The following is an 18,030-nucleotide window of genomic DNA, read 5'->3' as shown; positions in this document are numbered from 1 at the left end:
GCACGTTGAGCGCGTCATAGCTGTCACGGAGCCGCGCCTGAAATCCTTGCTGGCTCGAAGCTTTCCCCAGGTTACCTATGTTGAAGCGACACAGTCGGTGCAGGCGGACTGCGAATCCTCCTATGAGGGACTAAGCAGGCACTTTGGATCGACTGAAGAAGCCATCGCTGCCTCTTTTCAGCCCTAGTGGCCGAGACGTCGGGCGAACCATCGGGCGTCGGCATCGCTTGGCATTCCATCAACCAACGTAAGCACCTTCCTGAACTGGATGATTGGGCTGCCCGCCTGGCCGGCATGACCGATGCCCTTCAGTCCCTTCAATATGATGAGGCAGAAGCTGAGATTGACCGTCTGGAAACCCTATCCGGTAAGCGCATCGCTCGATCTCCTCTAGATCAAAAGCTGGACGTGGACGGCTTCGCAAGCATGGTCGCCGCAGTAAAAGGCGTGCTCACGATCAGCAACACAACGGCTCACATGGCTGGCGCGCTTGGGAAATCTTGCGTCGTCATTTTGGACGACTTGGACCATCTTTCATGGCCGGTATCCGGCGATCGCACACCGTTTTACCCGACATTGAGGCTGGTGCGCCGAAACCAGCGACCCTGGAACGCCGTGTTGGACGAGGCTGTCGTGGTTCTGCGCACGCTGATAGAGCATGCTGAATGACGATCAGCGAGCAGTACCGGCAATTAAACAAGCACTTACACGAACTCGGCTCGTACGGCCGTAAAGGCGACAAGTGGGCTGCCCGAGTTCGAGAACTGATAGGAGAATATCAGCCTACTACCATCCTTGATTATGGATGCGGGCAGGGCGCTCTCGGCAGAGCGCTGGGTATCCCCATCAGAGAGTATGATCCCGCCATTGCGGGTAAAGATCAGCCCCCGAAAAGGCCGATCTAGTCGTCTGCACTGACGTTCTCGAGCACGTCGAACCCGCGCACCTCGACGCGGTTCTTGACGACCTTAAGCGGGTGACGGGCAGATGCCTGTTCGCTGTCATTTCGACGCGACCTGCCAAAAAGACACTAGCCGATGGGCGAAATGCTCACCAGATTGTTGAGGAATGGACGTTCTGGGAAGAGCGTCTGTCGAGAAGATTTCGAATAGAGGCCCATTCAGCGAATCACAAGGAAGTGGAAGTGGTCCTGCTGGCGCTGTGAACCGTTTATCGCCGAGATATCGATCAGTTCACAGCAGGCTGCGCCGAACGCTAGACGACGTCGTCTCTGCTTTCGCCCGTTGCGGGAGGCGACAGCGCGATATGTCGGTGGAAGAGGTTGCCCAGTTGCTCCGCAAGTTCCGCGATAACACCGCCAGCCATTCTGAATGGGACTACTTCTGCACCGGACGCCAGATTGCCGACCCGCGCCTTGAAGAGGTTAGAAGGGAGATAGAGGAACTGCATGGCCCCGAGTTGAACCCTACACTTCAGACCGGCTGAATGAGCTTATTGCACGGGTAGTGGCGCTCGACTCCGCGCGCTGACGAGCCTGCGGAAATGGCCTCGACCCATCCAAAGCAAACATTCCGTTCGGCATCGTTGAACAGCCGTAACAACACCGATAACTCGGCTTCGTGAAACCGAAGCTTCTCACCACCATCCGCGACTATTCCTGGCGCATTTTCACGTGGGATCTGATCGCCGGCGTGACGGTCGCGCTGGTCGCTTTGCCGCTGAGCATTGCGATCGCGATCGCTTCGGGTGCCGATCCCAAGGCCGGGTTGGTGACCGCGATTGTTGCCGGGTTCCTGATCTCGCTGCTGGGGGCAGCCGGGTCCAGATCGGCGGGCCGACGGGTGCGTTCATCGTCGTCGTCTATGGGATCATCGAAGCGCACGGGCTCGACGGGCTCTTGCTGGCGACGCTGATGGCAGGCGTTATCCTCGTCATCGGAGGATTGCTGCGGGCCGGCCGCTTCATCGCATTGGTGCCGGAGCCGGTGATCGAAGGGTTCACCGTCGGCATCGCCGTGATCATCGCTGTCAGCCAGTTGAAGGACCTGCTCGGGCTGTCGTCGGCAAAGGTTTCCGCCGACCTGGTGCAGGCGCTACCGGCGCTATGGGCGGCTCGCGACGGAATCAATCCGATGGCGGTCGCAATCGGCCTGTTCTCGATCGGCGGGATCGCGCTTTTCCGGCGTATTGCGCCCTGGTTTCCGGGGTCGCTGGTGGTGATCGTCATCGCCTCCGCCGCGGTGGCGCTGCTCGCTTTGCCGGTGGACAGCATTCATTCCCGATTTGGGGTCATTCCCTCCGGCATGCCTTGGCCGTCGCTGCCCCATGTCAGCATCGCACGCGTCAGTGCGTTGCTGCCGTCGGCGCTTGTCATCGCCTTCCTGGCGGCGGTGGAATCCTTGCTGTCGGCGATCGTAGCGGACCGCATGATTGGGGGACGCCACCGGTCCAACGCGGAGCTGCTGGCGCAGGGTGTAGCCAACATCGCGTCGCCGCTCTTCGGCGGATTGCCGGCGACGGGGGCGATCGCTCGCACGGCGACCAACGTCCGCGCCGGGGGCCGAACGCCGGTTGCGGGGATCGTCCATGCCGTGACGATCCTGCTGATCACGCTGGGGGCTGGAGCGCTGACCGGTTATCTAGCGATGCCGGCGCTCGCGGCGCTCCTGATCGTCACCGCATGGATCATGAGCGAGCCGCACCGATGGGGCGAGCGGCTGCGGCTGAAGCCGGGCGACCGGGCGCTGCTGTTTCTGACCATGGCGCTGACCGTGGTGACCGACCTAACCATTGCCATTGCGGTCGGGACAGCGGCGGGGCTGGCACTGCGCCTCAGCCGCAAGGACGCAGAGCCCGAGGACTGGGCGCCGTCCGACCGCTCCAAGCTGTAGCATCGGGTCCAATACGGATGGCAAGTCCACGCTACCGGGCGCAAATTGCCGTACGGGACAACTCGCAGGATGGTGCGAGCATGGCTGAAGAGCATGAGGACGATCCGGCCTCTGCGGCGAAGCGGGAGGCAGACGAGCGAAGGGCTGGACGATCGAACGTCCTTCTGGGCGCGACGATCGAACAGAATGGCGCACGGATGCCGGTGCGGGTCAGCAACCTGTCCGCCAACGGCGCCCTGGTGATCGGCGACCGGCTGCCTGTTGCCGACACCAATGTCACCTCCATTGCAACGGCTTTGCCATTGAAAGCTTCGTGATCTGGTCGCGAGACCGCCTTGCGGGGCTCGAATTCGCGACGCCTGTCCCGCCCGAAGCGCTCGGCCAGCGAGCGCCGCAGCCACGCATCGCGATCACCAAGGACACGCGCAACGTCGACTTCAGGCGGCCGGGGTTTCGCGGGAATCAGATGACCGACGAGGAACAGGAATTCTTCGATGAGCTGACCCGCCCTCCGCCGGATGATCCAGACAAGGGACCGTGAATGGTGCCCGCCTGAATGCGTCGCGTCTTTCGGGTATAGGCTAAAGACTGTTTCGAACCCCGTGCGTGCAGGTCTATAGGGCGACGCGTGAACCTTCTCGTCGGTATATTGCTGTTTTCAGGGACCATTCTCGCGATGGAGGGGGTGGCCTATGTAGCGCACCGCTGGGTGATGCATGGGCCCGGCTGGTTCCTGCACGAAAGCCATCATCGCCAGCGCGAGGGGATGTTCGAGCTTAACGATCTTTACGCGTTGATTTTCGCGATCCCGTCGATCGTGCTGCTGCTGGGTGGCGTGCAGCTGGGATGGGGTGAATGGGCTGCCTGGGTCGGGGCGGGGATCGCCGCATACGGCGCCATCTACTTCGGCTTCCACGACGTTATCGTGCACCAGCGCATCGGCCATCGTTACGTCGCACGCTCGACGTACATGAAGCGAATCATCCAGGCGCATAAGCTCCATCACGCGACCAGCGGCAAATATGGGTCGGTCAGCTTCGGATTCCTGTGGGCACCGCCCGCCGATGCCTTGAAGCGCCAGCTCGGCATGAGCGAGCACGCGACACTTCGCGAGCCGCGGCGCTAGGCCGAGATGACCGCGCTGATCTTGTCCGTAATTGCGATGACGGTCATCGTCGGAGTTCGATATCTCGCCGTCAGCGGCGCATTCGCGTGGCTGACCGATCGAAAATTGCCGGGCTTCTACGGTGACCGCCGCGAACAGATCCGCAAGGAGATCGGCTGGTCGCTGGCGAGCGCGTTCATTTATGCCGCTCCAGCCGGAATCCTGGCCTGGGGGTGGCAGGCGCACGGGTGGACACGTATCTACTCCAATGTGGCGGACTATCCGTTGTGGTGGCTACCGGCGTCGGTCGTGATCTACCTGCTGCTTCATGACAGCTGGTTCTACTGGACCCATCGGCTGATGCATCGGCCAAGCGTCTATAAGAGAATGCACGCCGTCCACCACGCCAGCCGCGATCCGACCGCCTGGGCGGCGATGAGCTTCCATCCCTGGGAGTCGATTACCGGTGCAGTGCTCGTCCCGGCGCTCGTCTTGCTGATCCCGATCCACTATGCCGCGCTGCTCACCGTTCTGCTGATCATGACGGTGATGGGCGTGACCAATCACATGGGCTGGGAGCTGTTTCCGAACTGGCTGGTCCGCGGGCCTGCCGGGCAATGGCTGATCACTGCGAGCCATCACCAGCGGCACCACGAAAAGCACCTTTGCAATTTCGGCCTGTACTTTCGTTTCTGGGACAGGCTGTGCGGGACCGATCGCGGCCTTGGCGAATTCAGGAGCGGCCCGCGACTACGGCCTCGGCAAAGCTAGGGACCACGTAGGCCAGCTTCTGAATTTTTCCGACGGTGACGCGTTGGTCCCAGGCGGCGCGGCCCAGCCGTCCAACGCGACGCCCGATTGCCCCGTAAATGCGAAGTGCCGAGAGGACGGCAAGACGGGACCGGAACGGCAGCTTTTCGACGCCCAGGCGCGCGCTTTCTTCATAGACGGACACGCTGTCGACGAGGCGTTTGACGATGGCGACCAGGGCGTCCTCGTTCCGGTCGTCGAACAGGGTCTCGCGAGTGACGCCGAACTCGTTCATCCAGTCGAGCGGTAGGTAGCAGCGGCCGGCGGCCAGATCCTCGCGGACATCCCGTGCAATGTTTGAAAGCTGGAAGGCGATGCCGAGGTCCGCAGCGCGCTCGAGCGTGTCCTCGTCGTCGGCGGGTACGCCCATCAGGATGGCCATCATGCAGCCGACCGCGCCCGCGACATAGTAGCAGTAGAGCGCGAGGTCCTCTTCCGTCCCCGGCTGCCACCCCGACTCGTCGAGTGCGAAGCCGCGCAAGTGATCATCTAGGAAGCGCTCGGGGATCGGGCATTCGGACAACAGCAGCGACAAAGCCCGGAACGGCAATTCCGTCATCGCCTCGCCGGCGACGGCGCGATGTGTTTTCCCGCGCAGGACGGACACATTACCGCGAACGCCATTGCCGAAACCATAAGTCTGGCCGTCGCAAACATCGTCGCAATGTCGGCACCAGCTGTAAAGCAGCCACGCCCGTTCGCGCGTCGTACGATCGAACAGGCGGCTTGCGGCGCGAAACGACTTTGAGCCGTTCTGGATCGCTTCGTAGGCGCCGGCGACGATTTCTTCGCGGGTCATGCCGCGAGGTCCTCGATCATCAGGCCCGCGGTTGCCTTGGCGCTTCCAACGACGCCCGGAATGCCCGCTCCCGGGTGTGTGCCCGCGCCGACGAAATAGAGGTTGCGGACGACATCGTCGCGGTTGTGGACGCGGAAATAGGCGCTTTGGGTCAGAACGGGCTCCAGGCTGAAGGCCGACCCGAGGTGCGAATTCAGCTCCTGCTCGAAATCGGCGGGACCGAAATGGAAGACCTCACCAAGACGTGAGCGGAGGCCGGGCAGCATCCGGTCTTCCAGGATCTCAAGCAGGCGCTCGGCGTACGCCGGGCCTTCCTTCTCCCAGTCGAAGTTGGTCCGTCCAAGGTGCGGCACGGGAGCGAGAGCGTAGAAGGTGGACCGTCCTTCGGGCGCCATCGACGCGTCGGTCGCTGTCGGATGGTGGAGGTAAATTGATGGATCGTTCGGCAGTGCAGAGCCGCGGTAGATCTCCTTGAGCAAGGCCGCGTAGCGTGGGCCGAACAGGATGCTGTGGTGCGGCACGTCCTCCCACGAACCGGTCGTGGAGAAATGGACGACGAACAGAGAGGGTGAGAAGCGCTTGCGCTTGAGGCTGGTGGACCGCCGCCGCGCGGACGGATGGGCGAGCATTTCGTAGGTCCGGACGATGTCGGCGTTGGAGGCGACTGCATCGAACGTGCCCGTCCAGCCGCTCCGGGTCCGGACTGCGGTCGCCCGATCGCCCTCGGTCCAGATGCCCGAGACCGGATCGCCGAGGCGGACAGTGCCGCCGATGCGCTCCAGGTGCGTGACCATCCCCGCGACAAGGCGGTTGGTGCCGCCTTCAGCGAACCAGACACCGCCGTCCCGCTCAAGCTTGTGGATCAGCGCATAGATGGCGCTGGTCGTCATTGGGTTCCCGCCGACAAGCAGGCTGTGGAAGGACAAGGCTTGCCGCAATTTCTCATTCCGGACGAAGCGGGAGACGACGGAGTAGACCGACCGCCAGGCCTGATACCGAGCGAGCTGCGGCGCTGCCTGCAACATCGACTTGAAATCGAGAAACGGGACCGCGCCGAGCTTCTCGTAACCTTCGACATAGACGCCTTCGGAATAACGCAGGAAGCGCTTGTAGCCCTCGACATCCGCGGGTTCGAGCGCCTCGATCTGGCGGAACAATCGTTCGTCGTCGTTGACGTAGTCGAAGATCGTGCCGTCCGGCCACGACAGCCGGTAGAACGGCGACACGGGCACGAGGCTGACGTCCCTGGCCATGTCGGCGCCGGTCAGTTCCCACAGCTCCCGCAGGCAGGCCGGGTCCGTAATGACGGTCGGGCCGGCATCGAAGACGTGCCCGTCCTTTTCCCAATGGTAGGCGCGGCCGCCAGGCTTGTCGCGAGCCTCGATTACCGTGGTGTCGATCCCCGCCGATTGCAGGCGGATGGCCAATGCGAGGCCGCCGAAGCCTGACCCGATAACTGCTGCCTTCCGCTTCATGCTGCGCTCCGCCGCAAGGCGGTAATAGCGCGGCCGATCGGGACGGGCGGCTTGCCGGTGAGTATGCGCATCTTGTCCACGCCGGACAAATGCGCGGCGTAGAAGCGGGCGATGATGGCTGGCGGGAGGCGATAGAAGTGTTCCAGGACGCGGTAGGCCTGCCCGGGCTCGGCAGCTTCGAAAAGCATGCGATTGAGGATGCGGAAGAACGACCGCTCCTGCCACAGTTTCTCCGACCGATTTCGATACAGCCTGTAGAGAGCCTCGCTGGTCAACTCGCCTTGTTCCGAGAGAAGCGCGGCATTCGCCACGGCATCGGGAAACGAATAGCTGGTCGTCGGGTGGAAGAAGCCGCCCGAAGGCCAAGGCGCGGGACAGTGGCGTCCTGCCAGAAGGCATCGACATCCCCGCCAAGGACGATCGGCAGGACGCCGCTTTCCTCGCTTACGACCTCCGGCGAACCTCCGCCGGTCGCCAGCGCCAGCCGCTCGATGCGTGCGCGCAGCGCCACCTGGTCGAGCACTGGCGTCGGCGAATAATACGTGTCTTCGATCAGCAATTCGGTCGGGCTGATCGGAAGATGATAGACGAAGCGGTAGCCGTCGATCTGCTCGACGGTGGCGTCCATGATGACCGGAAGCGTGAGGCCGTGCGGCCGATCGAAGCGGAGGTACTGGCCGACGAACTTCTGCCAGCCGAGGTCGAGGCCGGGCATGGCGGCGGGACCGCGAGCGTCGATGACAGCATCCGCAGCGATCGTTTCGCCGTCGAGGCTGACGGAGTTGGCGTCAACCGCGTGGATTCGGGCATTCAGACGGATCTGGTCGGGCCGGAGGGCGGCGCGGACCGCTTGGTCGAGCTCGGTCGACCGGATGCTGCTGTAGCCGATATCGATCGTCCGGCTGCGACGCGGGAAATGAACTTCGTGCGCGGGCCAGTGGGAGGCGACGACGCCCTCGATCACCCAGCGGATTTCCGGTGGAACGTCGGAATCGAAGAACGACCAGGTGTGATTGCCGCCCAGCGTGTCGCCCTGCTCAATCAGGAGCAGGTCCACATTCGGCAAGCGCCTCGCGATCGCGAGGGCGGCCAGGCAACCGGACAGGCCGCCGCCGGCGATGACGATGCGGCTCAAGTCAGCACCCGGTTGGCGAATGCTTCCGAGCACTGATAAGCACCTGACGGATGCGCAGATCCGCCCTTGTCGCCGTTGCCGTTCCGCTGCTGTCCGCTGCCACGCCGACGGCTACGGTCGAAGTCGACCTTACGGCGCTTCGAAACAGTCACGGCACCATCCACGCTTGCATGACGCGCAATCCGGCCTTCTTCCCGAACTGCAAGAAGGACCCGAGGCCCTGAAGCAATCGGTCCCTGCGGACGTCCGCCGCCTTGAGTTCACCGGGGTTCCGGTCGGCCGATATGCTCTGTCGGTCTTTCATGACGAAAATGCCAACCAGAAGCTCGATACTTTGGTCGGAATCCCGAAGGAGGGTTTCGGCTTCTCACGAAATCCCGTGATCCGCTTCGGGCCGCCGCGTTTTGACAAGGTAAGCATCGAACTTCCCTCCGGCTTCACTCGCACGAGCGTGCGCATGCAATACCTGCTTTAGCCCATATAGATTCGCAATTTTCAGTCACTTACGCTGCAGGATGGGGGTGTTTGCAGTCGGAAGGCGATACTCGATTTGCGCGCGGACGAAATCACCCCGGCCTCCGACGCCCCGCTGCTCCTGGCGGATAAGCCCGAAATTCGAGTGATTCTAGCGGCTCCTCGCGGGTTTTGCGCCGGCGTTCGCCGCGCGATCGATGCCGTCCGCGACGCTCTTGCCAAGCACGGTGCGCCGGTCTTCGTCCGCCGCGCAATCGTACACAATCTCGAAGTCGTGCGCAGTCTCGAGGCGGAAGGCGCGATCTTCGTCGAAGAGCTGGACGAGATTCCGCCCGGCGCGGTCGTCGTCTTTTCGGCGCACGGTGTCGCCCCGGCCATCGCTGCCGACGCTCGCCGTAGAGATCTGACGGCCTATGACGCCGTTTGCCCGCTGGTCGCCAAGGTTCATCGCGAGGTGGAGCGGCATCAGCGGCACGGTCGGCAAATCATCCTGATCGGCCACAAGGGACATCCGGAAATCGAAGGGACCCTCGGCCACGTTTCGTCCGTCGGCGCCCATGTCGTGAACAGCCTCCAGGAAGTCGCGGCCCTGCCGGTAGGACGAGATGAGCCTGCCGCTTATGCGGTCCAGACGACCTATTCGGTGGATGACGCCCATGCGATCGTCGAGGCGCTGCGCGAGCGTTTCGCCGACCTCGAGGGGCCGGCGTCCAGCGACATCTGTTACGCCACGACCAATCGCCAGGCGGCCGTTCGCGAAGTCGCGATCCGCAGTGACGCGATTATCGTCGTTGGCGAGCATTTCTCGTCGAATGCCTGCCGGCTCGCCGAGGTCGCGGGAGCGCATTGCGGCGAGGTCCAGCTGGTCGCCGGTCCCGACGATATCGACTGGGAGTGCCTGCCCGCCTCCGGAGTCATCGGGATCACCGCGGCTGCCTCGACTCCCGAAAGCAGCGTCCAGGCGATCCTGTCCGCACTCGCCGGCCGGTACCGGATCAGTGTCGAGCAAACGGGATCCGAGAAAGAAACCACCGTCTTCAAGCGAATGGCCCTCGCATGAGTACGGCTGAAGTCGCCCGGGACTTCACGCACATTGATCAACCGCTTGCGCGGATTGCGGCGGATATCGACGCCATGTTCGAAGAGGTGCTGGTACAACCCTCCGATCCCAGCGCCCGCCTTCTGAACGCCATGCGTCACGCCGCAATAGGCGGAGGTAAGCGCCTTCGGCCCCTGCTGGCGTGCGCCTCCGCCGACCTGTTCGACGTTCCCCGATCCTTGTCGCTTCGAGCGGGGCTCGCTGTCGAGTGCATCCATGTCCATTCGCTGATCCACGACGATCTGCCGTGCATGGACGATGACGACCTTCGCCGGGGCAAGCCGACCGTGCACGTCGCGTTCGATGAGGCCACCGCGGTTCTTGCCGGCGACTCCCTGCTGGCGCTGGCGTTCGAGATCCTGTCCGACCCCGCGACGCACCCCTTGCCGAAGTCCGCGTCGAGCTCGTTCGGGACCTCGCTCATGCAGCGGGCGCGTTCGGCATGGCGGGCGGGCAAATGCTCGATCTGCTGCCGGCATACCAACCCGCGGACATGGAAGCGGTTGCGCGGCTGCAGCGATTGAAGACGGGAGCGCTGATCGGCTGGTCGGTCGAATGTGGCGCGGTGCTTGGCCGGGCTGGGGCCGAGGAGAGGCTGAGCCTTCGGGCTATGCGCAAAACCTTGGACTCGCATTTCAGATCGCCGACGATCTCCTCGACGTGACGGGCGATCCGTCGGCCGTCGGTAAGCGCCTTCGCAAGGACGGCGACCAGGGCAAGGAGACGTTCGTGACGCTGCTCGGGGCGGATCGCGCGCGCCGGCAGGCCGAGATGCTGGTCGATCAGGCGATCGAGCATTTGCACCCGTTTGCAGCCTCGGCGGAGCTGTTGATCGCGATCGCCCGCTTCTCGATCAGTCGCGACCGGTAGGGACGATCTCCGCTTCGACCGCGATGCGAATGGCATCCGCGGTGGTCTTGACGCCAAGCGCTTCAATCAGGCGCGAACGGTGCATCTTCACCGTTTTTTCCTCGATGCCCAGGAAGCCGCCGATCTGCTTGTTGCGATAGCCCATGGCAACCAGTTCCAGCGTCTGACGCAGTCGCGGGGTGAGCGTGCGTATCCGTTCCAGCGCCTTCGCCTGACGAGGCCTGGAAACCGCGGCAACTTCCATCTGCGAGCCGATGAACATGGCGACGGAGCCGTCCTCGGCACGGACAGGGGCAAGCATGACTGCATTGCGGAAGGGCGAGCCGTCCTTGCGATAGTTGGTCAACTCGACAATCGCCGGCTCTCCTGAGGCGACCGCAGTCCGCAACACGTCCTGCGCTTCGGGCTCCGTGCCCTCCCGGCGAGAAATCGGCAGTTCTTTCCCATCACGTCGTTGCGGCGATACCCGGTGAGGTGGAGGAAGGCATCGTTCGCCTCGACAATCGGATTGTCGGCAAGCCGGCAATCGGTGACGATCGTGGGAATGGGCGAATGGTGGATAGACTCGCGCAGCTCGCTGAGTTCCCAGTGACCGTCCGCCCCCTGCATGACTAAGGCGTAAGTGCGGTCCAAGCGCTAATCAAGCGATGCGGGATTCGCAGAGTTTGGGACTTTCGCGGGTTACCCCGCGACCGTGCACTGAATCGGGACCATTCGGCCGACCGTCCAGGTGACGTCATTGCCCTTTCCGCGCAGGCTGTTTTGCGGAGTCATGTAACTGAATCCCGAGCCTGAAGGCGCCTGGGGCAGGACGATCGCTTGCCCGCCGTCCGGAGTGACGGTCGCCGTATCGCCCTCGAACACGACGGTGAGGGGCGGACCATTTTCGCAGGTGAAGTGAACGGTGCGAGCGGCCGGCGGCGGTGGCGGCGCGGTCTCGCACCCGACGGACGCGATGCAGACCACGGAAAGCAGGATACAGCCAGTCGACTTCATCGATTGCACCCCCGATTGTGAGGCGCAACTCATAGCGGGAAACGGCAGTCGCGGCCATCGCAAGTGAGCGGCGCGAACCACCCAGGGATTTTCGCTGTTTATTAAAATGGCAACCCTTAAGCTTCGACAGTCCTGAGTACCGAGGATTCATGTTCGCCGCCGATCCCCCAGCCATCGTTGCTCCCGCCGAGCAAGAAGAAGACGTCATCGAAGTCGTGGCGACGCGCTCCGACCAAGCGCAGCGGATCGATCGCCGGACATACCGAGTGAACGAGACTCCGCATTCGGCACAGGCGGATAGCCTGCAGCTTTTGCGCGGCCTTCCGGCGGTTACGATCACGCCTGACGACCAAATCATGCTGCTCGGCGCATCGGGCGTCACCATCGTGGTCGACGAGCGCCCGGTCCAGGGCGACCCGATTGCCTATCTGCGGACGCTTCACGGCAGTGACATCGAGCGGATCGAGGTCATCACCAACCCCTCCGCTCAATATTCCGCGCAAGGGACCGGGGGCATCATCAACTTCGTCCTCCGCCAGAAGAAGAAGGAGGGAATGACGGGATCGGGCAGCATCCAGGCGTCGTCACTCGGATATTTCAACGGCACTGGGTCGATCCGAAACAAGAAAGGGAAGCTCACCTACGAGATCCAGCTGCAGGGACGAGCGGGGCGGTACAACAAGTCGACCTACCGCAAGCTCCGGACGGTCGAGCTGGTCCCGGGAGTTCCGACCATCAACACCGAGGACGGCGGCGGGGACAATCACTCGGCCGCCGCATGGGGAAGCGGGAAGCTCACTTACGAGTTAAGCGCGAGGACGAATATTTCGGGAAGCATGTTCGGCGGCGGATGGGTCAACGACAATCGGAACGACGTCGAATTCGTCGGACTGACGCCGGACTTCATATCCTATTCCGAACGGTATCGAGGAGGCGAAGGCGGGTCGTTCGGCGGAATGGAATTCACGTACGACCACAAGGGAAAGGTCGACGGCGAAACCCTGAAAGCGAGCGCGGTCCTTTTCGGCAACCCGAACCACCGGCAGCATCTTTTCACCGAATATGCGAACAGCACCTTTCGCAGCGAGCGGGAGAGCTCTCGCTTATATACAACTTCCAAAGTGGACTGGGTCCACCCGATGGGGAAGGACAAGATCTTGTCCACCGGCGCGGAATGGGCGCACGAATCACACGACAACGATTATCGCTTCGAGTTCACCGGCCCTTCGCAGCCACCCAACCAGAGCGAGAGCTTTTCTGTCCATCAGAACAAGCTCTCGGGTTTTGTCACCTTCCAGAAGACCTTCGGGACGTGGACGCTCATGCCGGGCGCGCGTGTGGAGAGCCTGTGGCGAACCGTGAAAAGCCCGGCTTTCCGACGGCCGACGTATCCCGGACGAACCTGTTCCCCACGTTTCACCTTGAGCACCCGCTGGGCAAATCGCTCAATCTGACGCTGAGCTACAGCAAGCGGATCGATCGTCCGTGGGTCGATCAGCTTCGGCCCTTTCCGATCCAGACCGGATCACGAACGATCGATCTCGGGAATCCCGATTTGCAGGACCAGACGACTGATTCGTTCGAGGTCAATCTTCACTACAGCCGCAAGAAGCTGGAGGTCGGCTTGATCCTCTACGATCGGGAGACCGACCGGCTGTGGAGTTCGAGCTACTTCGTAGACGCGAATGGCAGGACTGTCGCGACGATCGTCAACGCAGGTGAAAGGTCCGATCGCGGCGCGCAATTCGACGTCAGTTCGCCTTTATTCAAACGGGTCAAGGGAATGGCCAGCGTCAATCTGTTCGACAGCCGCGTCCCGATCGACCCGGTTTTCAGTTCCGACAGCGAACGGCTGTTCCGCTACACTGCCAACGGGACGCTGGAATGGCGCGGCAAGGACAAGGGCCAGCGGCCGGGCGACGTCGCGCAAATCCAGTTCAATTACGAAAGCCGGTCGCGCGATTTCCAGATCCGCAGGGAAAGCTACGTTTCGGTAGACTTGTCATGGACGCACAGCTTTAGCCGGACTTTCTCGATGACGGCCAATCTCGATGGGCTCGGTACGAAGCACTACCGCCACCGGCTGATCGCACCGACGATCCAGGAGATCTACGAGCGGCGCGTGACGAGCCCTGTGTTCAAGCTGAAGCTGACCAAGACGATCGGCTCCGGTCCCCGCCGCCCTCTACTGGGCCGGCAATGCAGCCTTGAAGATGTGCCACTTGCGCTGCTCTTCGGTCGAGCCGGGCACATCGATCACGCGGCGCAGGGTCATCGTTCCGCGCAGGTTGAATTCCTTGCCGTCCTTGGTGCGCCCGTAGAGCTGGACGGGATAATCGACAAAGCTCGAACCCGCCGCGCCTTCCATGTCGCCCGGTCCGCCGATGTTGGCATGGACTTCTCTATATTGGGCAAGATCGAGCTTGGTCGCACCGTCCGACCAGAGCTTGTTCGCCTCCGTGAACTCGCCCTGCTCCGCGAGTGCGAAATAGGTCTGCAGCACCTGACCGGCACCCTGAGCGCTCTTGGGATCGATCGGTCCTTCCGAAACAGGCGTGCGATCGTCGGGCAGGCCGCCCGGCTCGCCCGGGGCGGGGGATTGAGCGGCGCTTCGGTGGCGGGGGCATTGGCTACGACGACGTTCGTCTCGGGCTCCACCGCAACCGAACCGTTCTGGGCAGCCTGCTGCGAACACGCACCAAGCATCAGGATGGCGAGCAAGGCGGCTGAACTTCGAGAGGTCCTGCTCGTTCGGACCCTGAGGAGATTAGCCATGGTCAAGGCGCTCATTTGGATTGTCATCATCATCTTTTTCATCGGCCTGCTGGTTGTGACGGGCGTTCTCAAGGCGCTCTTCTAACGCGCACTACGTTCGAACAGCCGTGGCGTTGCGAGTCATCTCCAAGTCTTCATCGATCGGGCCGAAGCGCATGGCGAAGCGATCCTTCACGTAATTCTGCGGGACGATCCACGGCTGCCGCGAACCTTGCTTCGGAAGGAAGGGCAGGGCGCGCTGAACGTAGCCGGAGGAGAAGCTGATGACCGGCAGGCGCTCCATGCCGCCGTCGGGTACCTGCGGAGTGCAGACGGTGAAGCCGCCGTCGTCCATCCGGTTGAGCAGGCGGCAAACCGCCTTGGCGGTCACGTCGCTGCGCAGCGTCCACGACGCGTTGGTGTAGCCGAACGAGAGAAAATAGTTCGGCACGCCGCTCAGCATCATGCCCTTCCAGATCACGCGTTCCGAAGGGTCCACCGGCTTGCCGTCGATGCTGAGCTGGACGCCGCCGAACAGCTTTAAGATGAGGCCGGTCGCGGTGACGACGATATCGGCCCTGACCTCTTCGCCGGTGACGAGGCGAAGGCCGGTCGGCGTGAACCGCTCGATCGCACCAGTCGCGACGGAAGTCTTGCCCGAGCGGATCGAGGTAAACAGGTCGCCGTCAGGCACGAGGCAGAGTCGTTGGTCCCAGACCTTGTAGGGCGGCGAGAAGTGCTGCTCGATCGGATAGTCCGCGGGAAGCTGCCTCTGGATCATGCCCCTGATCCACTCGGCCGCCTTTTCCGGCTTCCTGCGCGTCCGGTTGTACATGAAGATCGTCAGCAGGACGTTCTTCCAGCGGATTGCTGAGCCTGCGGCCCCTCTCGGCAGGATGCGCTGGAGAGTGCCGGCGATGCGGTCGCGGGCGGGGCGCGCCACGATGTAGGTCGGTGAACGCTGGACCATCGTCACGTGCGCTGCCTGATCCGCGAGCGAAGGCACGAGAGTTACGGCGGTCGCGCCGCTGCCGATCACCGCGACCGTCTTGCGACTTACGTCGAGGTCTTCCGGCCAGAATTGCGGATGGACGATTTGACCCTTGAACTCCGCTTCGCCCTCCCAGACGGGGCGATAGCCTTCGGAGTAATCGTAGTAGCCGGAGCAGGCGAAAAGGAACAAGCAGGTGATGCGCCGCGTGGCGCCGTCATGTTCCACTTCGACAGTCCAGTGCCCGTCTTTGGACGACCAGTTTGCGCCAATGACGCGATGGCCGAAGCGGATCCGCCGATCGATTCCGAACTCCCGCGCGGTATCCTCGACATAGTCGCGAATTGCTTCGCCTCTCGCGATCGACACTTCGCTGGCCCAAGGCCGGAACGGGAAGCCCAACGTGTACATGTCGGAATCCGACCGCACGCCCGGGTAGCGGAACAGGTCCCAGGTGCCGCCAATGCGGTCCCGCGCCTCCAGGATGACGTAGGTCTTATCCTTGCATAGGGTCTGGATGCGATAGGCCGCGTCGATGCCGGACATGCCGGCGCCGACGATCAGGACGTCGATGTGATCGGTCTGCGGATCATCCCGCGCCATCGCCTATCCCTTGCAGCAATTGCGCCTCAAGCTTAGCGGAAATCAGCCGCAAAAGCGCATGCGGCGAGGGGAAAGGCAACGCGTTGGACTTTGACCTTACGGAACGACAGGCTTCTTTCCGCAATCGCGTCCGCGATTTCATGGACGCCGAGGTCCGGCCGCGAGTCGGCGACTATCACAGGCAGCAGGCGGAAGGCGGACGATGGAAGTCGCTCGAGGTCATCGAGGAACTGAAGCCGAAGGCGCGCGAGGCGGGTCTCTGGAACCTGTTCATGCCGCCGGGCGGCGCGCTCCAGCATGTCGACGAAAGCTTCCCGTTCGAGGGCGAGCAGCTCACCAACCTCGAATACGCCCTGTGTGCGGAGGAGATGGGGCGAATCCTGTGGTCGGCGGAAGCGTTCAACTGCTCCGCGCCCGACACCGGCAACATGGAAGTTCTCCACCGTTACGGTACGCGTGAGCAAAAGGACGAGTGGCTCAATCCGCTGATGCGCGGCGAAATCCGCTCGGCGTTCCTGATGACCGAGCCGGGCGTGGCTTCTTCGGACGCGACGAACATCCAGTGCGAGATCCGCCGCGACGGCAACGAGTACGTCATCAATGGCAAGAAGTGGTGGTCGTCGGGCGCGGGCGATCCGCGCTGCAAGGTCGCCATCTTGATGGGCAAGACGGATCCGTCGGCGAAGACGCACCAGCAGCAATCGATGATCCTGATGCCGCTGGATGCGGAAGGGGTGACGATCGAACGGCACCTCACTGTCTACGGCTATGACGACGCGCCGCACGGGCACATGGAGATCAAGCTCGACAATGTCCGGGTGCCGCCTTCGAACCTGCTGCTGGGTGAGGGCAGAGGCTTCGAGATCGCGCAGGGGCGGCTCGGGCCGGGACGCATCCATCACTGCATGCGAACGATCGGCGCCGCCGAGGAAGCGCTGGAGCTGATGTGCAAGCGGCTGCAGAGCCGCGTCGCCTTCGGCAAAAAGATCAGCGAGCACAGCATCTGGGAGCAGCGCGTCGCCGAGGCACGAATCGAGATCGATTGCACGCGCCTGCTCTGCCTCAAGGCCGCGGATATGATGGACAAAGCGGGCAACAAGGCTGCCAAGGCAGAGATCGCGATGATCAAGGTGAAGGCGCCGCGCATGGCCCTGCAGGTCATCGACGATGCCATCCAGTCGTTCGGCGGTGCGGGCGTCAGCCAGGATACGCCGCTCGCGGCGAGCTGGGCGGGCATCCGAACCCTGCGCTTCGCCGACGGTCCCGACGAGGTTCACAACCGCGCCATCGCCAAGCTGGAGTTTGCCAAATATGCGGAGGCTTGAAGGCAAGGTCGCGATCATCACCGGCGCCGCGTCGGGTATCGGCGAGGCGACGGCCGACCTGTTCCGCGCTGAAGGCGCGACGGTAGTTGCCGCCGATCGGGCCGAAGGCGTGGACGTCGTCGCGGTTGACGCTGGGTCCGAAGCGGATGTTGAGCGGCTGGTCGAGCAGACCGTGGCCGATCATGGCGGCGTCGACATCGTTTTCGCCAATGCCGGCATTTCAGGCGGGCTCGCGGGACTGTTCGAGCAAAGCTCCGCTGACTGGGAGGATATCCTCCGCGTCAACTTGATCGGTCCGTGGCTCGCAATCAAATATGCTGCTCCGCATATGAAGCAGCGCGGCGGCGGATCGATCGTCTGCACCGCCTCGGTTGCCGGCATTCGAGCCGGCGCGGGCGGCGTCGCTTATTCAGCTTCGAAGGCCGGCGTCATCAACCTGGTGAAGACCGCCGCTGCGCAGCTTTGCGACAGCAACATTCGTGTCAACGCCATCTGCCCGGGCCTCATCGAAACGGGCATGACGAAGGGCATTTACGACATGGCTCGCGCCGCCGGAAAGCAGGAGATGATTGGGCAGCTCAATCCGCTCCGGCGCGGCGGCGAGCCCAATGAGATCGCGCAGGTTGCGCTGTTCCTGGCGTCCGACGAGTCCAGCTACGTCAACGGCCACGCTCTGGTTGCCGACGGCGGGCTATCGATCAGCCACCCCTTCACGCGGCAAGCCTACGGCTGCACGTTCTGAG

At 63.0% G+C, this 18,030-nt stretch carries 19 protein-coding genes and 3 pseudogenes; 15 read left to right on the top strand and 7 right to left on the bottom strand.

Annotated elements, in window-relative coordinates; genetic code table 11:
• Nucleotides 1–186: 186 nt before the first annotated feature.
• From H9L15_RS14600 to H9L15_RS14570, 7 genes and pseudogenes are all read left to right on the top strand, one after another.
• Nucleotides 187–669 carry a hypothetical protein gene (locus tag H9L15_RS14600; RefSeq protein WP_187714578.1) on the top strand — a complete coding sequence of 161 codons (483 nt, stop codon included), beginning with the start codon at nucleotides 187–189 and terminating at the stop codon, nucleotides 667–669.
• Nucleotides 670–1,272: 603 nt separating this feature from the next.
• On the top strand, nucleotides 1,273–1,446 hold the full coding sequence (locus H9L15_RS14595) for a hypothetical protein (RefSeq protein WP_187714577.1): 174 nt from the start codon (nucleotides 1,273–1,275) through the stop codon (nucleotides 1,444–1,446).
• Between the two features lie 134 nt (nucleotides 1,447–1,580).
• Nucleotides 1,581–2,851: pseudogene (locus H9L15_RS14590) on the top strand (SulP family inorganic anion transporter).
• Between the two features lie 17 nt (nucleotides 2,852–2,868).
• On the top strand, nucleotides 2,869–3,168 hold the full coding sequence (locus H9L15_RS14585) for a PilZ domain-containing protein (RefSeq protein ID WP_187714576.1): 300 nt from the start codon (nucleotides 2,869–2,871) through the stop codon (nucleotides 3,166–3,168).
• On the top strand, nucleotides 3,165–3,392 hold the full coding sequence (locus H9L15_RS14580) for a hypothetical protein (RefSeq protein WP_187714575.1): 228 nt from the start codon (nucleotides 3,165–3,167) through the stop codon (nucleotides 3,390–3,392). The genes H9L15_RS14585 and H9L15_RS14580 overlap by 4 nt, the downstream gene beginning before the upstream one ends.
• A gap of 87 nt (nucleotides 3,393–3,479) precedes the next feature.
• Nucleotides 3,480–3,977, top strand: a complete 498-nt coding sequence (locus H9L15_RS14575; RefSeq protein ID WP_187714574.1) for a sterol desaturase family protein — start codon at nucleotides 3,480–3,482, stop codon at nucleotides 3,975–3,977.
• A 6-nt stretch (nucleotides 3,978–3,983) separates the two neighbouring features.
• Nucleotides 3,984–4,727: a sterol desaturase family protein gene (locus H9L15_RS14570; protein ID WP_187714573.1), complete on the top strand. Its 744-nt coding sequence runs from the start codon at nucleotides 3,984–3,986 to the stop codon at nucleotides 4,725–4,727.
• Here H9L15_RS14570 and H9L15_RS14565 read toward each other — a convergent pair.
• The 3 genes and pseudogenes from H9L15_RS14565 to crtY form a co-directional block, all read right to left on the bottom strand.
• Nucleotides 4,690–5,565, bottom strand: coding sequence for a phytoene/squalene synthase family protein (locus H9L15_RS14565; protein ID WP_187714572.1), 876 nt, complete (start codon nucleotides 5,563–5,565; stop codon nucleotides 4,690–4,692). The two genes, H9L15_RS14570 and H9L15_RS14565, sit on opposite strands and share 38 nt — an antisense overlap.
• Nucleotides 5,562–7,040 carry a phytoene desaturase gene (locus tag H9L15_RS14560; protein ID WP_187714571.1) on the bottom strand — a complete coding sequence of 493 codons (1,479 nt, stop codon included), beginning with the start codon at nucleotides 7,038–7,040 and terminating at the stop codon, nucleotides 5,562–5,564. The genes H9L15_RS14565 and H9L15_RS14560 overlap by 4 nt, the downstream gene beginning before the upstream one ends.
• Nucleotides 7,037–8,208 (bottom strand): annotated as a pseudogene (crtY, locus tag H9L15_RS14555) (lycopene beta-cyclase CrtY). The gene H9L15_RS14560 and the pseudogene crtY overlap by 4 nt, the downstream one beginning before the upstream one ends.
• A 17-nt stretch (nucleotides 8,209–8,225) precedes the next feature.
• On the opposite strand from crtY, the gene H9L15_RS14550 reads away from it, so the two are divergent.
• The 4 genes and pseudogenes from H9L15_RS14550 to H9L15_RS14535 all read left to right on the top strand — a co-directional run bounded on the left by H9L15_RS14550 (nucleotide 8,226) and on the right by H9L15_RS14535 (nucleotide 10,618).
• Entirely contained in the window at nucleotides 8,226–8,399 is a 174-nt protein-coding gene (locus tag H9L15_RS14550) for a hypothetical protein (RefSeq protein ID WP_187715961.1), read from the top strand.
• Nucleotides 8,342–8,650, top strand: a complete 309-nt coding sequence (locus tag H9L15_RS14545; RefSeq protein ID WP_223276307.1) for a DUF2141 domain-containing protein — start codon at nucleotides 8,342–8,344, stop codon at nucleotides 8,648–8,650. Before H9L15_RS14550 ends, H9L15_RS14545 begins: the two co-directional genes overlap by 58 nt.
• A gap of 75 nt (nucleotides 8,651–8,725) precedes the next feature.
• Nucleotides 8,726–9,709 carry a 4-hydroxy-3-methylbut-2-enyl diphosphate reductase gene (ispH, locus tag H9L15_RS14540; RefSeq protein WP_223276306.1) on the top strand — a complete coding sequence of 328 codons (984 nt, stop codon included), beginning with the start codon at nucleotides 8,726–8,728 and terminating at the stop codon, nucleotides 9,707–9,709.
• Nucleotides 9,706–10,618: pseudogene (locus H9L15_RS14535) on the top strand (polyprenyl synthetase family protein). The gene ispH and the pseudogene H9L15_RS14535 overlap by 4 nt, the downstream one beginning before the upstream one ends.
• On the opposite strand, the gene H9L15_RS14530 reads toward H9L15_RS14535, so the two are convergent.
• The 3 genes from H9L15_RS14530 to H9L15_RS14525 form a co-directional block, all read right to left on the bottom strand.
• A complete protein-coding gene (locus tag H9L15_RS14530) occupies nucleotides 10,602–11,009 on the bottom strand; it encodes a LuxR C-terminal-related transcriptional regulator (RefSeq protein WP_317617540.1) in 408 nt (135 codons plus the stop codon). The pseudogene H9L15_RS14535 and the gene H9L15_RS14530 sit on opposite strands and share 17 nt — an antisense overlap.
• Nucleotides 10,961–11,227, bottom strand: a complete 267-nt coding sequence (locus H9L15_RS19895; RefSeq protein ID WP_317617539.1) for a PAS domain-containing protein — start codon at nucleotides 11,225–11,227, stop codon at nucleotides 10,961–10,963. The genes H9L15_RS14530 and H9L15_RS19895 overlap by 49 nt, the downstream gene beginning before the upstream one ends.
• Before the next feature lie 72 nt (nucleotides 11,228–11,299).
• Nucleotides 11,300–11,614: an MliC family protein gene (locus H9L15_RS14525; RefSeq protein ID WP_187714570.1), complete on the bottom strand. Its 315-nt coding sequence runs from the start codon at nucleotides 11,612–11,614 to the stop codon at nucleotides 11,300–11,302.
• 149 nt (nucleotides 11,615–11,763) lie between these two features.
• Here H9L15_RS14525 and H9L15_RS19165 point away from each other — a divergent pair, with 149 nt between their 5' ends.
• Nucleotides 11,764–13,068 carry an outer membrane beta-barrel protein gene (locus H9L15_RS19165; RefSeq protein WP_187714569.1) on the top strand — a complete coding sequence of 435 codons (1,305 nt, stop codon included), beginning with the start codon at nucleotides 11,764–11,766 and terminating at the stop codon, nucleotides 13,066–13,068.
• On the top strand, nucleotides 12,963–14,474 hold the full coding sequence (locus H9L15_RS14515) for a TonB-dependent receptor domain-containing protein (RefSeq protein ID WP_187714568.1): 1,512 nt from the start codon (nucleotides 12,963–12,965) through the stop codon (nucleotides 14,472–14,474). Before H9L15_RS19165 ends, H9L15_RS14515 begins: the two co-directional genes overlap by 106 nt.
• Before the next feature lie 6 nt (nucleotides 14,475–14,480).
• On the opposite strand, the gene H9L15_RS14510 is transcribed toward H9L15_RS14515, so the two are convergent.
• Complete coding sequence (locus tag H9L15_RS14510) at nucleotides 14,481–15,962, bottom strand: flavin-containing monooxygenase (protein ID WP_187714567.1); 1,482 nt, start codon at nucleotides 15,960–15,962, stop codon at nucleotides 14,481–14,483.
• Nucleotides 15,963–16,045: 83 nt separating this feature from the next.
• Here H9L15_RS14510 and H9L15_RS14505 point away from each other — a divergent pair, with 83 nt between their 5' ends.
• Nucleotides 16,046–17,287: an acyl-CoA dehydrogenase family protein gene (locus tag H9L15_RS14505; RefSeq protein WP_187714566.1), complete on the top strand. Its 1,242-nt coding sequence runs from the start codon at nucleotides 16,046–16,048 to the stop codon at nucleotides 17,285–17,287.
• Complete coding sequence (locus H9L15_RS14500; protein WP_187714565.1) at nucleotides 17,274–18,029, top strand: SDR family NAD(P)-dependent oxidoreductase; 756 nt, start codon at nucleotides 17,274–17,276, stop codon at nucleotides 18,027–18,029. Before H9L15_RS14505 ends, H9L15_RS14500 begins: the two co-directional genes overlap by 14 nt.
• Nucleotide 18,030 lies beyond the last annotated feature (1 nt).

Origin of the sequence: Sphingomonas daechungensis, assembly GCF_014489495.1 — a bacterium.
Classification (GTDB): Bacteria; Pseudomonadota; Alphaproteobacteria; order Sphingomonadales; family Sphingomonadaceae; genus Sphingomicrobium; species Sphingomicrobium daechungense.
Note: the sequence above shows the minus strand (reverse complement) of the source record. Positions and strands in the feature narration are given on the sequence as shown.

Bases quoted from the DNA above. Each gene is read 5' to 3' on its own strand.
- H9L15_RS14525 (WP_187714570.1), bottom strand. From the start codon at position 11,614: ATGAAGTCGACTGGCTGTATCCTGCTTTCCGTGGTCTGCATCGCGTCC.
- H9L15_RS14550 (WP_187715961.1), top strand. From the start codon at position 8,226: ATGCGCAGATCCGCCCTTGTCGCCGTTGCCGTTCCGCTGCTGTCCGCT.
- H9L15_RS14585 (WP_187714576.1), top strand. From the start codon at position 2,869: ATGGCAAGTCCACGCTACCGGGCGCAAATTGCCGTACGGGACAACTCG.
- H9L15_RS14500 (WP_187714565.1), top strand. From the start codon at position 17,274: ATGCGGAGGCTTGAAGGCAAGGTCGCGATCATCACCGGCGCCGCGTCG.
- H9L15_RS14570 (WP_187714573.1), top strand. From the start codon at position 3,984: ATGACCGCGCTGATCTTGTCCGTAATTGCGATGACGGTCATCGTCGGA.
- H9L15_RS19165 (WP_187714569.1), top strand. From the start codon at position 11,764: ATGTTCGCCGCCGATCCCCCAGCCATCGTTGCTCCCGCCGAGCAAGAA.
- H9L15_RS19895 (WP_317617539.1), bottom strand. From the start codon at position 11,227: ATGCAGGGGGCGGACGGTCACTGGGAACTCAGCGAGCTGCGCGAGTCT.
- H9L15_RS14510 (WP_187714567.1), bottom strand. From the start codon at position 15,962: ATGGCGCGGGATGATCCGCAGACCGATCACATCGACGTCCTGATCGTC.
- H9L15_RS14560 (WP_187714571.1), bottom strand. From the start codon at position 7,040: ATGAAGCGGAAGGCAGCAGTTATCGGGTCAGGCTTCGGCGGCCTCGCA.
- H9L15_RS14565 (WP_187714572.1), bottom strand. From the start codon at position 5,565: ATGACCCGCGAAGAAATCGTCGCCGGCGCCTACGAAGCGATCCAGAAC.